Origin of the sequence: Agrobacterium sp. ST15.13.013, assembly GCF_027956525.1 — a bacterium.
In the GTDB taxonomy this organism is placed as follows: domain Bacteria; phylum Pseudomonadota; class Alphaproteobacteria; order Rhizobiales; family Rhizobiaceae; genus Agrobacterium; species Agrobacterium salinitolerans.
Window position 1 is genome coordinate 234,542 of record NZ_JAQKGP010000004.1, and the last position, 14,025, is coordinate 248,566.

The window sequence follows — 14,025 nt, forward strand, 5'->3', positions numbered from 1 at the left end:
GCAATCTTCTTCTAATTTCACCTCGTCGCGCTGCAGCGCACTGTCCCCTGCGGACGGGCCTCCATGACGGAGATTTATCATCCGTTGACGTCAGCCTTCTTCGGGCGGGCGATTTGATCGAGGCCAAAATGTTCAATTTCCAAGTGAAGTCGCTTGCGACGAAGCTGATCCTCGTAACCGGCTGCGCCATCACCACGGTTCTCGTTGCATCGAATTCCTTTCTCATTTCCCAGACGAGTGAGCGCGTGCACGCGCTGACCATGGATCAGGCCAATACCGAAGCGCGCGCTATCGCCAATGTGATCGCCGCCGATGTGGGCGAACTCGGCAGCGCCGCACGCTCCATGGCCGGCGTCATCGGCCGCGCGCATCAGGCGAAATCGATGGACCGGCCCGGCATCGTCAACATCCTCAAGGCCAATGTCGAGCAGAATACTTTTGCTTTCGGAAGCTGGTTTTGCGAGCAGCTCGGCCTTTTTGATGGACAGAGCACGGAGATTGCGGGCAGGCTCGATCTTGGCACCAATGAAAACGGCGCGTTTGCCCCCTATTGGTCGAAGACCCAGAAGGGCGACATCCAGTTTTCGACCTTCAAGAACGATTATGCGGCGGAATGGTATGCGCTCGCCGCCAAATCCGGCAAGGGCGCCATTACCCAGCCTTATCTCGCCGAAGGCACGGAAGTACCCACAACCATGACCTCGCTTGCCTATCCGGTCATGTCGGACGGCAAGATGATTGGTGTGGCGGGTGTCGATATCTCGCTGGCCTCGCTGTCGCAGAAGCTGCAGGCGCTGCATCCTTTCGAAACCGGCCGCGTAACGCTCGTTTCGCAGGGCGGCCAGTGGCTGGTGCCGCCGACGCCCGAGCAGAACATGAAGGCTTACGACGGAGACGGTGCGAGCACCGTGCAGGCGGCGATTACCTCCGGCAAACAGGGCCTCATTGAAAATCTCGGCCTCGATACGGACGCGCCCTATAACCGTCTCGTCTATCCCTTCGCCGTTCCGGGCCTCAACGCGACCTGGGTGGTGCTGGTGGATATTCCCCATCAGGCCCTGAACGCACCGGTTCAGGAACAGACCTACATGATGATCATCGGTGCGATCGTCATTCTCGCTGCCGTCATCACTGCGCTTTATTTCGCCGTGCGCCATTTCGTCCGCAATCCGCTTGCCTCGCTGGTTTCCGACGTCAGGACGCTGAGCGACGGTCGCTACGATGTACCGGTTTCCGGACAGGAGCGCCGGGATGAGACGGGTGCGGTGGCTACTGCACTTGAAGGTTTCCGCGCGAAGCTTGCCGGTATCCGCGAGATGGAGGCCGAAGCCGAGGCCCAGCGTGGTCACGCGGAAACGGCGCGCCAGCGCTCGGAATCCGAGCGTACTGAAAACAGCCGCATGCAGCAGCACATTGTCGGCGTGCTGGGTGCTGGCCTCAATGCGCTTTCGCAGGGCAATCTCACCTACCGTATCGAAGACGAGTTCCCCGGCGAATATGCGAAGCTGCGCGAGGACTTCAACTCGGCGCTCGCCAGCCTCGAGGAAACCGTTTCCACGGTCAACGCAACCGTCGTCAGCATCGGGAACGGCACCGGCGAGATCACCCGCGCAGCCAGCGATCTTTCGCACCGCACGGAACAGCAGGCCGCAAGCCTGGAAGAAACCGCCGCCGCCCTCAATGAGCTGACCGCGCAGGTGAATTCCAGCGCGGAAAACGCCGCAGAGGCGGCCGGAGCCGTCAGCCATGCCTGCGACGATGCGGGCAAATCGGGTGAAGTCGTGCAGCAGGCCGTGAACTCCATGGAAGGCATCGCGCAATCCTCTGCCGAAATCTCCCGCATCATCGGCGTTATCGACGAGATCGCCTTCCAGACCAACCTTCTGGCGCTGAATGCGGGTGTGGAAGCCGCGCGCGCCGGTGATGCCGGCAAGGGCTTTGCCGTCGTAGCACAGGAGGTGCGCGAACTGGCGCAGCGGTCCGCCACCGCGGCCAAGGAGATCAAGGGCCTCATCAACACCTCGGCCACCCAGGTGGACGAGGGCGTCCAACTGGTCGGCAAGGCCGGTGCGACGATGAAAAAGATCGCCGATCAGGTTCTGCAGATCAACCAGTTGATACGGCAGATTTCCGCCTCCGCCAGCGAGCAGGCGGTAGGCCTTAAAGAGATCAATTCCGCTGTCACGCAGATGGATCAGGTTACCCAGCAGAATGCGGCGATGGTGGAAGAAACCACGGCGGCCAGCGTGACGCTGAACAGCGAAGCCGAAACGCTGAAGTCGCTCGTGGCCGGTTTCTCCGTTTCCGGCGGTCATTCCAGCCAGCAACTGCGCGCCACGGCGGCGGCAATGCGCGCCCCCGCCGCTCCGGCAAGGGCGCAGGCTGCGGCTCCTCGCGCCCGTCCGAGAACCAGCGGTGCAAACGCGCTGGCGCAGGATGACTGGACGGAGTTCTGACAGGCCTTCCTGACTTCAAATAAAAAGGGCCGCTGGGGATACCAGCGGCCCTTTTTGGTGTTCGTATTCCGTCACAGACGGGCGAAACGTTCCGTCAGTAATTCGAAGAAGCCGTCGGCGTCCACCTTGCGCATCACACGGGCATTGGCGGGCCGTTCGGTAACATTCCACCAGTCCACCACTGTCATGCCCATGGTCAGCTCGGAATGGACCTCGATTTCGACATTGCATTCGCGACCTTCGAACAACTCGGGCTTGATGAGATAGGCAATGACGCTCGGGTCATGCAGCGGACCGCCATCCGAACCGTACTTCTCAATGTCGAAACGTTCGAAGAATTCCAGCATTTCAGCCATGGCGATGGCCGGCCGCGTGCCAATGTCGCGAATGCGGCTGACCCGAGCCTTGGTCGTCAGCAACTGATGGGTGACGTCGAGCGGCATCATGACGATCGGCATGCCGGAGCGGAAGACGATATCGGCGGCCTGCGGGTCGACATAGATGTTGAATTCCGCCGCCGGTGTGATGTTGCCGCCCTCGAAGAAGCCACCGCCCATCATCACCAGCTCCTTGACGCGATCGGCGATTTCCGGGGCCTTCAGGAGCGCCAGCGCCACGTTGGTCAGCGCGCCGAGCGTGCAGAGCGTTACGGTGCCGGCGGGTTCGCGCATCAGCGTTTCAATGATGAAATCGACCGCATGCTGCTTTTGCGCTTCCATGGTCGGCTCATCGAGAACCGGGCCGTTGAGGCCGGTGCTGCCGTGAACATGCTCGGCGGTGATGGGCTTGCGCACCAGCGGCTTCTCCGCGCCCTCATAGACGGGAATATCGGTGCGGCCGCACAATTCGCAGATGATGCGGATGTTGCGGCTGGTCAGTTTCAGCGGAACGTTGCCGGCAACAGCGCACAGCCCGAGAATGTCGATTTCGTCAGGGCTCCCAAAAGCGAGCATGATTGCCGCCGCGTCGTCCTGGCCCGGATCGGTGTCGATAATGATTTTTCTGCGTTCTGCCATGTCTTGCCCGCCGTTGAGATGAGCGCTTTTTTCGAGCGGCGGGTGCTCACTTGTCAAGCCTCATTCCCCGGTATCCCCTTTGCTCGTCGCCGCGTCTTGCGTATTGCGGTTGTGCTTCCCATATTGCAAGGGTCGGTGCGATTGACCGGCAAGGCTGCCGGAAGCGGGGCCGCGAAACGTCGCTTGGTTGCAAGGACAAAAGAGACATGAGCCGCATGACGCCATTCACCCACCCGCTTTTGCTGGGTTTTGATGCCATGGAAAAAACGCTGGAGCGCATGGCGAAGGCCAATGACGGCTATCCTCCCTATAACATAGAGCGTCTGCCCGGCAACGATGACGTGCCCGAGCGCCTGAGGATTACCATCGCGGTTGCCGGTTTTTCGCAGGACGATCTGGATGTCACGACGGCCGATAACCAGCTTGTCATCCGCGGCCGCCAGCAGGAACAGGAGAAGCGCGATTTTCTTTATCGCGGAATCGCGGCGCGCCAGTTCCAGCGGGTCTTCGTGCTTGCCGACGGCATGCAGGTCAGGGAGGCGCGCCTGCGCAACGGCCTTCTTTCCATCGATCTGGTCCGGCCGGAAATTTCAAACGTGGTGAAGAAAATTAATATTTCCGTCTCAGAGTAGACCATGAACGCCGGAATCCGACACGAATCGCTCGGCGTGAAGAAGGAGGCTGAAATATGCTGTTGAAAGAAGCGCATGCGCGTCTCACCCAATCCCAGCTCGCCCATATCGGCGAAGGAGAAGTGGGATATATCCGCAAGATTCGCGCGGAAGACGTCAGCCGCTGTTTCCCGGAAGCGCCCGATCTCGATCCGCAGTTGGACCTTTGGGCGCTGTTCGGTGCAGATGGTACGCCGATCCTCCTGACGGACAACCGGTCCAGTACGTTTTTCAAGGCTGCCGAAGACGATCTCCAGACCGTCAGCCTGCATTGAAGAAAAAAGCCCGCTTTTGAGCGGGCTTTTCTTTCGCGGGTTAAAGGAACGGGCGGTCCGGCATGTCGTCGATGGAGATGACGCCGTCCTTGTTCTTGTCCAGCCGTTCAAACATCTTTTCGCCGGCGGCGGTGAATTCGGCCTTGCTGACCTGACCGTTCTCGTCGGTATCGGCCCAGCGGATCAGCGCGAAACCTGCGCCCTTGCCGCCATGCTTGCCCCATCCCTGATGGCCGAAACGGCCGCCATGTTCGCGCTCGGCATGTCTTTCGGCGCGCTTGCCCTCGGGGCCCTTGCCGTCTTCGGCTTTGGCCTCCTCACGCTCGGGACGGGGGTTGGCGGCGCGGAAAGCTTCCATTTTCGCCTGGCGATACTCACGCATTTCCTTCGGCGTGATCGAGCCGTCCTTGTCCTTGTCGATCTCGGTGAAGAGCGCGTCCTGACGGGCGGCGAATTCTTCCTTGGAAATCTTGCCGTCCTTGTTGGCATCCGCAACCTTTAAGAGGTGAACGAAGGCGGCTTCCTGGCGGATTGGCATGCGATCCTTATGGCCTTTGCCGGGTGCGGCGAAACTTGCCGTTGCGGCCGTGCTGAGCACAAGGGCTGCGCCAAGAGCAGACAGGGCGATTTTACGTGTGGTCATCGTCATTACCTTTCTTTGGTGTCCCTGAAGAGAAGATAGTGACGTCCAGCAAGCCCCACCACTTAAACATCGGTAAGGTGTATGAAGCTTCGGTAATGTTCGCTGCTCAGCCTGCGATGGTTTTCGTCAGGAAGCCGGTCAGATCGTCGGTGATGTAGTCGATATGCGCATCCGTGACGGCCGGGATTTCCCAGCGTTCCATGACGACACCCTCGAGATTGGCGGGGACGAGCAGGACGGTCTTCATGCCAAGCGCCTTGGGCGCCGCGAGATTGCGGGGTAAATCCTCGAACATGGCGGCTTTTTGCGTGTCGAGCTTCGCAAGCGCCGCGAACTTCTCATAGGTCGCGCTGGCCGGTTTCGGCAGATAGCCGGCGGCGACGATATCGAAAATATCCTCGAAATGATCGAGAATGCCAAGCGCACCGGCGGCGGCCTGCGCATGTTTGACGCTGCCGTTGGTAAGGATGAATTTGCGGCCCGGCAGAGCTTTGATCGCCTCGCCAAGTTCCGGATGCGGTTTCAGCGCCGAATAGTCGATGGCATGGGCACGTTCCAAAAACTCGTCCGGGCTGATGCCGTAATGGATCATCAGGCCCTGAAGCGTCGTGCCGTGGTCGTGATAATAGCGCTTCTGCAGCGCCCGCGCCTCGTCGGGATCGAGCTTCAGAAGCTCCGCCACATAGGCCGTCATGTTACGGTCGATCTGCGAAAACAGATTGATGTGATGCGGATAGAGCGTGTTGTCGAGATCGAAGACCCATTCGCTCACATGGGCGAAATCGGCGGCTTCGGGCAGGTTTTTCGGCTTTGTGTCCATGGGCTGCTTTATGCCTGTTTCGAAGGCCGAAGAAAATCGAAAAGACGACGATTGATCAGAAAATCGGGCTTGGCTGCGGGCTCCCGCGCATGATACCGGCAAAGCCATGGAACTCTGGATTGGTATCACTTTCGCAAGCGCGTTCCTGCAGAACCTGCGCTCGACCCTGCAAAAGCACCTCAAAGGCATGATGGGCACCACGGGCGCGACCTTCGTGCGCTTCGTGTTCGGCATGCCTTTCGCTCTCGCTTATCTTGCTTTCCTGCATTTCGGGCTCGGTCGCCCTCTGCCGGTGCCGAACATGTCCTTTGCCGTGTGGGCGACGGTCGGCGCCATGGCGCAGATTGCCGCCACCTTCCTGCTCGTGCACCTGTTCTCCTTCCGCAATTTCGCGGTTGGAACGGCCTATTCCCGCACAGAACCGGCGCAGGCGGCACTGTTCGCGCTTATTTTCATCGGGGAAAGCGTCAATGGCGGCACATTGGCGGCCATCGCCATCTCGGTCGCCGGCGTCATGCTAATTTCGGTGGCGCGCACGGAAGTCACGCCCGCTTCCTTCTTCACCTCGATCTTCAGCCGGACAGCGGGTATCGGTCTTGCCTCGGGCGCTTTCTTCGGCCTGTCATCAGTCGCTTACCGGTCGGCGTCGCTCGCGCTTGCGCCGAGCCTTCCCACTCCGGATGCGATGATGCAGGCGGGCTTTACTCTGGTTGTCGTCATCGTCATGCAGACGGTGTCGATGTTCCTGTGGATCGTCTGGCGCGAGCGGGAAGAGTTGCGGCGCATCGCCAAGGTGTGGAAACCGTCGCTTGCGGTCGGTTTCGTGGGCGCAACGGCCTCGTTCGGCTGGTTCACGGCGATGACCCTGCAGCAGGCCGCCGTGGTGAAGGCATTGGCGCAGGTGGAGATGCTCTTCGCCTTCGCCTCGACCGTGCTTTTCTTCAAGGAGAAGATCAACCGGCTCGAACTGTCCGGCTGCCTGCTGATTGTCGTGGGTGTGCTGTCGCTTTTGGCATTCGGCTGAATGTCAGTTGTGGCGGACAGGCTTGCCGTCCGCCACCTGAAGCACATCAGGGCACGATGAGCGTGCCGGCGCCTTCCGTGAAGATTTCCAGAAGGACGGAGTGGGGCGTCTTGCCGTTGAGGATCACAACGCCTTGAACACCGGCCTTGATGGCGTCGATGCAGGTCTCGACCTTCGGGATCATACCGCCGGAAATCGTGCCGTCCTTGATAAGCGCACGCGCCTGCGAGACGGTGAGTTCCTTGATGAGTTCCTTGTTCTTGTCGAGAACGCCGGGAACGTCGGTGAGAAACAGCAGACGCGAGGCGTGAAGCGCACCCGCAATCGCGCCGGCAAAGGTATCGGCATTGATATTGTAGGTGGCGCCATCGCGGCCGGGCGCGACCGGGGCGATCACCGGGATCATTTCCGACTTGGCGAGCAGGTCGAGCAGGGTGCGGTCGACTTCGGTGACTTCGCCGACGAAGCCGAGATCGAGCACACGTTCGATATTGCTGTCAGGATCGATGACGGTCTTTTTCGCCTTTTCGGCAAAGACCATGTTGCCGTCCTTGCCGCACAGGCCGATCGCCCATTCGCCCGTCTGGTTGATGAGGGCGACGATTTCCTTGTTGATCGAGCCGGCCAGGACCATTTCGACGATCTCGACCGTCTTGGCGTCGGTGACGCGCAGACCGCCCTCGAATTTCGATTCGATGCCCATCTTGGTCAGCATCGCGCCGATCTGCGGGCCGCCGCCATGCACAACGATGGGGTTAATGCCCGATTGCTTCAGCAGGGCGATGTCTTCCGCGAAAGCCTTGCCGAGCGTGGAATCCCCCATGGCGTGACCGCCATATTTCACCACGATGGTCTTGTTCTCGTATTTCTGCATGAAAGGCAGAGCCTGTGCGAGCAGCCGCGCCTGAGTTTCGCTTTCGGAAGACGTCATCTAAAAACCTCGGTCTGTGGTTGCGGCCGTTGAAAGCCTGCCACCGCTCTAAAGCAAGTCTTTGACGGATGAAATAACCTCCTGGCCTTATTGTGTCGGCAACGGTCAAATTTCTTTTTTTTGGCTGTCCCGGCCCCGTAATGAGATTGACATAAAGGTCCAATGGGACCAGCCTTACACCGAAAAGGGGAGGGGTTAATTCAGGGTGACAGGTGATGTCGCGCGCCGCGGGAGCGATGCTGACCTGAACGACCGAGGAGCGAGAAACTACATGACGGCACCCGATCGAGACAAGCAAAGCGGCTTGCAGGATGAAGTGCTTGCGGGCGAATATGTGCTGGGTGCGCTGCCGCCGGAAAGCATGGCGGAGCTTGCCAAGCGCGTCAAACGCGACCGCCAGTTCGCGGCCATGGTCAGGCGCTGGCGGGACAATCTGGCGGAAACCGAATATCGCGAAAACGCAACCGTCGCCGCACTGCTGGAACGGGACCCGAGCCGCTCCGGCCTGCCATTCAGGGGCCAGCCGCTACGGGGCGGCAGCATGTTCGCAGCCATATTTTCGGAGGTCTGGCATTCCGTGCGCTTCTGGCGCCTTCTGGCGTTAACGGCGATGCTCTGGACCGCCGTTCTGCTTTTCACCATCGCCTGAGAGGCATGCCCCTCAAAGAGAGATCGTTCTGACGATCTCGGCCCGCAGGCTATCCAGCCCGAATGATTTTTCCGAGGATGTGGCGAGAACTTCCGGATAGGCGGCGGGACGCTTGCGGATTTTCTCCAGCGTTTCACCGATCAGCCGCGGAACGCCGGCATCCTTGATCTTGTCCGTCTTCGTCAGCACGATCTGGTAGGAAACGGCCGCCTTGTCGAGCAGGGTCAGAACCTCCTCGTCATTCTTTTTCACGCCATGGCGGGAATCGATCAGCACGTAAACGCGCTTCAGCGTCGCACGGCCGCGCAGATAATCGAAGACGAGCTTCGTCCAGGCGTCGACCTGATCCTTGGGGGCCTGCGCATAACCGTAACCGGGCATGTCGACCAACGCCATCGGCGGCAGATCGCCCGCTTCGCCGGAATAACCATCCGGAACGAAATAGTTCAGTTCCTGCGTGCGTCCGGGCGTATTGGACGTGCGGGCAAGCCCCTTGTGGCCCACCAGCGCATTGATGAGCGAGGACTTGCCGACATTCGAACGACCGGCGAAGGCAATCTCCGGCGGCCCTTCGGGCGGCAGGAATTTCATTGCGGGAACGCCGCGAATGAAAATCCAGGGTCGCCCGAACAGGGGCTTTTCGGTTGCCGTGCCGGTCTCACTCATTTCGATTGCACCGGCTTTCGCTTGAACAGCCCCTTAATGTTATCGAACAGCTCGATCTTGGCGCCCTGGCGCTTCATGATGACGGCCTGCTGGGTGATGGAGAGCGTATTGTTCCATGCCCAGTAGATGACCAGACCGGCCGGGAAGGAGGCCAGCATGAAGGTGAAGATCAGCGGCATCCAGTTGAAGATCATCGCCTGCGTCGGATCGGGGGGCGTCGGGTTCATGCGCATCTGCAGGAACATGGTGATGCCCATGACAAGCGGCCAGACACCGATCATCAGGAAGTGCGGCACGTCGTAGGGCAGAAGGCCGAACAGGTTGAACAGCGACGTCGGATCCGGCGCGGAAAGGTCGTGGATCCAGCCGAAGAACGGCGCATGCCGCATTTCGATGGTGACGTAGATGACCTTGTAGAGCGCGAAGAAGACCGGGATCTGCAAAAGCATCGGCCAGCAGCCGGCGACCGGATTGATCTTCTCTTCCTTGTAGAGCTGCATCATCGCCTGCTGCATGGCCATGCGGTCATCGCCATGCTTGGCTTTCAGCTCTTCCATCTTCGGCTGCACGCGCTTCATGTTCGCCATGGAGGCATATTGCTTGCTGGCGAGCGGGAAGAAGAGAGCCTTGACGACGATGGTGGTGAGCAGGATCGCCACGCCGAAATTGCCAAAATAACGGAAGAAGAAATCCATCAGTTTGAACATCGGCTTGGTGATGAAGTAGAACCAGCCCCAGTCGATCAGAAGGTCGAACTTCGGAATGGCGTAGGTCGTTTCGTAACGGTCGACCAGCGGCACTTCCTTGGCGCCGGCAAAGACGAGGCTCTTCAGCTCGATCGACTGGCCGGGCTCGACCGTCAGGGCATCGCTCTTGAAGTCTGCCTGGTAGCTCGGCTGATTGCCGGTGATGTGCGAGTAGCGCGTCTCGAACGGTGTCGTCTGCGGCGGAACGATGGCCGCGGCCCAATATTTGTCGGTGATGCCGAGCCAACCGCCGGTCGCCTTTGCAACTGTTACCGGCGCTTCTTCGACGTCCTTGTATTTTTCTTCCGTCAGGCTGCCATCCTTGCCGGAGACGCCGAGGAAACCTTCATGGATGACGAAGACCGGGGGAACCGCGGGCTTGTTGTTGCGCGTCACACGGCCATAGGTGGCGAAGGAGATCGCAGCCTGTCCCGGGTTTTCTACCTTGTCGGCCACCGAGATCATATAATGCTCGTCGATCGAAACCGTACGCGAGAAGATGACGCCCTTGGAATTGGTGTAGGTCAGCGTGACCGGAGTGGTTTCCGTCAGCTCGTCGCCGTTGGCAAGCGTCCAAACGGTGGTCGGGCCGGGCACGCCGCCGACGTCCTGTGCCGCAACGTAACCGAGTTCGGTGAAATAGCCCTCCTTGGTGTCGGAGGGCGAGAACAGCGTGATGATCGGGCTCGAGTCATCGACGGTCTCATGGTAGTCCTTGAGCCGGATGTCGTCGAAGCGGGCGCCGGTAAGGTTGATCGAGCCGGCGATGGCGCTGGTCTCGATGGCGACACGCTGGGTCTTTGCGATTGCCTCTTCGCGGGTCGCGGTGGCGGCGGCCTGCGGGGAGGATGCGGGCGGTGCGCCTTCAACGGCGGCCCCCGGTGCGGCGCCCGGCGCAGGCTGCTGTTGCTGCGTCGTTTGCTGCTGCGCCTGGCGGGCCTCTTCGGCGCGGCGCTGCTGCTCGATACGCGGATTCATGTAAAGGAATTGCCAGGCGAGGACGATGACAACCGAAAGGGCTATCGCGATGAAGTAATTGCGGTTCTTTTCCATCATTCTTTCCTGGAGCGGGTCTCCTGGGACCGTTTCGGTTTCGCCGTTCCTTCAATTCGCTCGTTAAGGAGAGACTGAAGTTTCGGGAAGGCTGTATCAAGCACGTCCCTGCGGGCGACAATCACATAGTCATGACCGGGCTTCATTGCGACCCCGGCAGAAAGCCTGACGGCTTCCTTGAGACGGCGGCGCATGCGATTTCGCTCGACCGCGTTGCCTTGTCTTTTCGTTACGGTAAAACCGACGCGAGGCTCGGTTTCCGGGGCTTTCCGGTCAAGCACTTCCAGAAGAAAGCTGCCTCCCCGCCGTTTTTCTCCTGCCTGAACGGCAAGGAAATCCGACCGGTTTTTAAGCCGGCCGGGCAGTTTTCCTGTCTTACTCATGTGCCCGCGACTTTCACCGGGTCACAGAGACGGCAATTAAGCCGAAAGACGAGCGCGGCCGCGCGCACGGCGGGCTGCGAGAACCTTGCGGCCGCCGGCGGTAGCCATACGGGCGCGGAAGCCATGACGACGCTTGCGGACGAGCTTGGACGGTTGGTAAGTACGCTTCGACATTTATTTAATACCGCGGTGTGCGGCCCTTCTTGAATTTGCAATAATTTGCAAGAGCGTTTCGTTTTTTGCACGGCTAACCCCGCCTGGGCGAGCTTTCAATGGCCGAGCGTGCGCGGCTTATAAGGGCATAGGCCGAGCAAAGTCAATTGCCGAAGGGGTTTTCGCGCTTCACCTTTTGCGGAAAACGCATCGCCATCTTCTTCGCCGACAGCCGATAGAGGCCAATTCCAGCGCGTCATCGGTAAAATCCGAAATTCTTTCTTAACGCGGCATTGATAAATCTTGTGACGCGAAAAGTTATGCCAGCTTCCCATTTTCATCGCGCAGCTGGTTTTTGTTGGGGGAACGAAGTTGAGAATTCGCGGTCGTATCAATCTACTTGTCGGGCTGATGAGCCTTGTTGCCTGTACCATTGGCGGGCTGTCCATCTATGCGATCAACGAATTCTGGGTTCGTTCGCATCATTTCGAGAAAGCCGCCGAAAGGGCTTATAAGGGAGAGGCGCTCAACCGACTGGTGACGGCAGTCGTCATGGACGCGCGCGGTATCTATGCGGCCGCCGATGTGGCTGCGGCCACCCCCTTTGCTAACGGCATGGTGAAAAATCTCGACGCCATGGAAAAGCTGATCGCTACTTGGGCCCCGCTGGTGCCGGCCGAGCAAAAAGCGAGTTTCGACAAGCTTGTCAGCCGATCCAAGGAGTTTCGGTCCTTCCGCTTGGAGACGGTCCGTCTCGGTAAGGAAGTCGGGCCCCAGGCGGCCAACCAGCAGGGTAATAACGAGGCTAACCGCACCAACCGCAAGGCTTATCAGGCGGAGATCGACAGTGTCGTGAAAAACGACCTTGCCGAACTCGAAGTCGTGAAGGCGGGGGTCGATTCTTTCAGCACCGCCATATTCTGGGTGATTGTCGCGGTGACGGTTGCAGGTGTCGGCGCGGGAGCGGCCTTCGGCCTGTATATGGGAACGCGGCAACTCAGCGCACCCATCCGCAGGGTTTCGCAGGTGATGAATGCTGTGGCCGACGGAAATCTCGACGCCGCCGTCCCCTATCTCGGCCGCAACGATGAAATCGGCGAAATGGCCGCGGCCGTCGAGGTCTTCAAGAAAAACGGCAGCGAAGTGCGCCGCATGAATGCGCAGGAAGCCGCCATGCGCGCGAAAAGCGACGATCTGCAGGCCGGCATGGCCATCGTCGTCGACGCTGCGGCCCAGGGCGATTTCAGCCGCCGCATCAACAAGGATTATGGCGACGACAACCTCAATCGTTTTGCCGCGACGATCAATTCGCTCCTCATCGGGGTCCATAATGGCGTGTCCGAGACCAGCCGCGTCATTGAAGGCCTTGCGCGGGGCGATCTGACGGAGAGAATGGATGGCGAGTTCCGCGGCGTTTTCGCCGAACTTCAGGTGAACGTCAACCAGACGCTGACCAAGCTGCGCGAGACGATGCGCGAAGTGCGCGGCAGCACGGAAGGCATCAGCGGCAACGCGAACGAATTGCGCTCGGCGGCCGATGACCTGTCGAAGCGGACGGAACAGCAGGCGGCGGCGCTGGAGGAAACCTCAGCCGCTCTGGATGAGATTACCGCCGTTGTTCGCAATTCGACCGATCGTGCGCAGGAAGCCAGCGCCATGGTTGCCGAAACGAAGCAGAAGACGGAGGAGTCCGCCAATGTCGTGCGCGACGCCGTGTCCGCCATGGATCGTATCGAGCATGCCTCGCGCGAAATCAGCCAGATCATCAACGTCATCGACGAAATCGCCTTCCAGACGAACCTGCTGGCGCTGAATGCCGGTGTGGAGGCCGCCCGTGCAGGCGAGGCGGGCAAGGGCTTTGCCGTCGTCGCTCAGGAGGTGCGAGAACTTGCGCAACGATCCGCAACCGCTGCGAAGGACATCAAGGCGCTGATCACCAAATCGGGCGAGGAGGTTGGGCGCGGCGTATCGCTGGTGCAAAGAACTGGCGGCGCACTGAGCGAGATCGAGACCCGCGTTCTGGCAATCAACGAGCACATCCACTCGATCGCCACGGCCGCCAGGGAACAGTCCACCGGACTGCACGAGGTGAATACCGCCATCAACCAGATGGATCAGGTAACGCAGCGCAACGCCGCCATGGTGGAGGAGACCTCGGCCGCAACCCACAAGCTGAGCAGCGAGGCGGACCATCTCGTGACGCTCGTGGCGCGCTTTAACGTCGGCGTGGAGAATGTGCAGCGCAGCCCCCGCATTGAGCAGCCCGCAAGACCGACGGCGGTCTCCGCCGGTCCGGTGGCGGTCTCCGGCAGGACACCGGCAGTGGCGTCTCCGGCCCGTAAATTGATGAACAGCGTCAGCCGCGCGCTCAATGCCCAGCCTGCGGCGGCACCCGCGCATGGCGACTGGCAGGAGTTTTAGACGACAAGCGGTCCGCTTCAGACCGGCTCATTTTCGAACGCCGCCCCTGCCGGGCGGCGTTTGTTTTTCCGGCAATGAAAACCTTTACTTTGCAGTGCATTGGAAAAATATCCATTAG

Annotated in this window: 14 protein-coding genes; 6 read left to right on the forward strand and 8 right to left on the reverse strand. The window is 60.0% G+C overall.

All coding sequences use genetic code 11. The features are described from left to right. The first annotated feature begins 128 nt into the window (after nucleotides 1-128). On the forward strand, nucleotides 129-2,456 hold the full coding sequence (locus PL597_RS06525; RefSeq protein ID WP_077984476.1) for a methyl-accepting chemotaxis protein: 2,328 nt from the start codon (nucleotides 129-131) through the stop codon (nucleotides 2,454-2,456). Between the two features lie 71 nt (nucleotides 2,457-2,527). Here the strand turns inward: PL597_RS06525 and PL597_RS06530 are convergent, their stop codons facing one another. Beyond that, nucleotides 2,528-3,472 carry a nucleoside hydrolase gene (locus tag PL597_RS06530; RefSeq protein ID WP_077984438.1) on the reverse strand — a complete coding sequence of 315 codons (945 nt, stop codon included), beginning with the start codon at nucleotides 3,470-3,472 and terminating at the stop codon, nucleotides 2,528-2,530. Nucleotides 3,473-3,678: 206 nt separating this feature from the next. Here PL597_RS06530 and PL597_RS06535 point away from each other — a divergent pair, with 206 nt between their 5' ends. After that, entirely contained in the window at nucleotides 3,679-4,104 is a 426-nt protein-coding gene (locus tag PL597_RS06535) for an Hsp20 family protein (protein ID WP_137409699.1), read from the forward strand. A gap of 56 nt (nucleotides 4,105-4,160) precedes the next feature. Continuing rightward, nucleotides 4,161-4,418 carry a DUF1150 family protein gene (locus PL597_RS06540; protein WP_003520040.1) on the forward strand — a complete coding sequence of 86 codons (258 nt, stop codon included), beginning with the start codon at nucleotides 4,161-4,163 and terminating at the stop codon, nucleotides 4,416-4,418. A gap of 40 nt (nucleotides 4,419-4,458) precedes the next feature. Here the strand turns inward: PL597_RS06540 and PL597_RS06545 are convergent, their stop codons facing one another. Both PL597_RS06545 and PL597_RS06550 read right to left on the reverse strand, forming a co-directional pair. Then, on the reverse strand, nucleotides 4,459-5,067 hold the full coding sequence (locus PL597_RS06545) for an EF-hand domain-containing protein (protein WP_142912646.1): 609 nt from the start codon (nucleotides 5,065-5,067) through the stop codon (nucleotides 4,459-4,461). A 100-nt stretch (nucleotides 5,068-5,167) separates the two neighbouring features. Next, nucleotides 5,168-5,881 (reverse strand): pyrimidine 5'-nucleotidase, encoded by a 714-nt coding sequence (locus PL597_RS06550; RefSeq protein WP_077984441.1) that lies wholly within the window; start codon nucleotides 5,879-5,881, stop codon nucleotides 5,168-5,170. Nucleotides 5,882-5,987: 106 nt separating this feature from the next. On the opposite strand from PL597_RS06550, the gene PL597_RS06555 reads away from it, so the two are divergent. Then, nucleotides 5,988-6,905: a DMT family transporter gene (locus tag PL597_RS06555; protein ID WP_137409701.1), complete on the forward strand. Its 918-nt coding sequence runs from the start codon at nucleotides 5,988-5,990 to the stop codon at nucleotides 6,903-6,905. Between the two features lie 46 nt (nucleotides 6,906-6,951). On the opposite strand, the gene argB is transcribed toward PL597_RS06555, so the two are convergent. Then, the gene (argB, locus tag PL597_RS06560; RefSeq protein WP_003503698.1) at nucleotides 6,952-7,836 is read right to left on the reverse strand and encodes an acetylglutamate kinase; all 885 of its coding nucleotides are present in this window, start codon (nucleotides 7,834-7,836) and stop codon (nucleotides 6,952-6,954) included. Between the two features lie 271 nt (nucleotides 7,837-8,107). Here argB and PL597_RS06565 point away from each other — a divergent pair, with 271 nt between their 5' ends. Beyond that, complete coding sequence (locus PL597_RS06565) at nucleotides 8,108-8,485, forward strand: hypothetical protein (protein WP_080791464.1); 378 nt, start codon at nucleotides 8,108-8,110, stop codon at nucleotides 8,483-8,485. Between the two features lie 12 nt (nucleotides 8,486-8,497). Here PL597_RS06565 and yihA read toward each other — a convergent pair whose 3' ends face one another. From yihA to rpmH, 4 genes are read right to left on the reverse strand one after another with little or no spacing between them, the layout of a single operon-like run. Then, nucleotides 8,498-9,151: a ribosome biogenesis GTP-binding protein YihA/YsxC gene (yihA, locus tag PL597_RS06570; protein WP_035263945.1), complete on the reverse strand. Its 654-nt coding sequence runs from the start codon at nucleotides 9,149-9,151 to the stop codon at nucleotides 8,498-8,500. After that, nucleotides 9,148-10,950, reverse strand: a complete 1,803-nt coding sequence (gene yidC, locus PL597_RS06575; protein ID WP_271364791.1) for a membrane protein insertase YidC — start codon at nucleotides 10,948-10,950, stop codon at nucleotides 9,148-9,150. Before yidC ends, yihA begins: the two co-directional genes overlap by 4 nt. Continuing rightward, nucleotides 10,950-11,333, reverse strand: a complete 384-nt coding sequence (rnpA, locus tag PL597_RS06580) for a ribonuclease P protein component (protein ID WP_077984445.1) — start codon at nucleotides 11,331-11,333, stop codon at nucleotides 10,950-10,952. Before rnpA ends, yidC begins: the two co-directional genes overlap by 1 nt. Before the next feature lie 36 nt (nucleotides 11,334-11,369). Beyond that, entirely contained in the window at nucleotides 11,370-11,507 is a 138-nt protein-coding gene (gene rpmH, locus PL597_RS06585; RefSeq protein WP_003493611.1) for a 50S ribosomal protein L34, read from the reverse strand. A 351-nt stretch (nucleotides 11,508-11,858) separates the two neighbouring features. On the opposite strand from rpmH, the gene PL597_RS06590 reads away from it, so the two are divergent. Further along, the gene (locus PL597_RS06590; protein ID WP_173988013.1) at nucleotides 11,859-13,907 is read left to right on the forward strand and encodes a methyl-accepting chemotaxis protein; all 2,049 of its coding nucleotides are present in this window, start codon (nucleotides 11,859-11,861) and stop codon (nucleotides 13,905-13,907) included. Nucleotides 13,908-14,025 lie beyond the last annotated feature (118 nt).

Bases quoted from the DNA above. Each gene is read 5' to 3' on its own strand.
- PL597_RS06545 (WP_142912646.1), bottom strand. From the start codon at position 5,067: ATGACGATGACCACACGTAAAATCGCCCTGTCTGCTCTTGGCGCAGCC.
- rnpA (WP_077984445.1), bottom strand. From the start codon at position 11,333: ATGAGTAAGACAGGAAAACTGCCCGGCCGGCTTAAAAACCGGTCGGAT.
- argB (WP_003503698.1), bottom strand. From the start codon at position 7,836: ATGACGTCTTCCGAAAGCGAAACTCAGGCGCGGCTGCTCGCACAGGCT.
- PL597_RS06525 (WP_077984476.1), top strand. From the start codon at position 129: ATGTTCAATTTCCAAGTGAAGTCGCTTGCGACGAAGCTGATCCTCGTA.
- PL597_RS06535 (WP_137409699.1), top strand. From the start codon at position 3,679: ATGAGCCGCATGACGCCATTCACCCACCCGCTTTTGCTGGGTTTTGAT.
- rpmH (WP_003493611.1), bottom strand. From the start codon at position 11,507: ATGTCGAAGCGTACTTACCAACCGTCCAAGCTCGTCCGCAAGCGTCGT.
- PL597_RS06555 (WP_137409701.1), top strand. From the start codon at position 5,988: ATGGAACTCTGGATTGGTATCACTTTCGCAAGCGCGTTCCTGCAGAAC.
- PL597_RS06530 (WP_077984438.1), bottom strand. From the start codon at position 3,472: ATGGCAGAACGCAGAAAAATCATTATCGACACCGATCCGGGCCAGGAC.
- PL597_RS06565 (WP_080791464.1), top strand. From the start codon at position 8,108: ATGACGGCACCCGATCGAGACAAGCAAAGCGGCTTGCAGGATGAAGTG.
- yihA (WP_035263945.1), bottom strand. From the start codon at position 9,151: ATGAGTGAGACCGGCACGGCAACCGAAAAGCCCCTGTTCGGGCGACCC.
- PL597_RS06540 (WP_003520040.1), top strand. From the start codon at position 4,161: ATGCTGTTGAAAGAAGCGCATGCGCGTCTCACCCAATCCCAGCTCGCC.
- PL597_RS06550 (WP_077984441.1), bottom strand. From the start codon at position 5,881: ATGGACACAAAGCCGAAAAACCTGCCCGAAGCCGCCGATTTCGCCCAT.
- yidC (WP_271364791.1), bottom strand. From the start codon at position 10,950: ATGGAAAAGAACCGCAATTACTTCATCGCGATAGCCCTTTCGGTTGTC.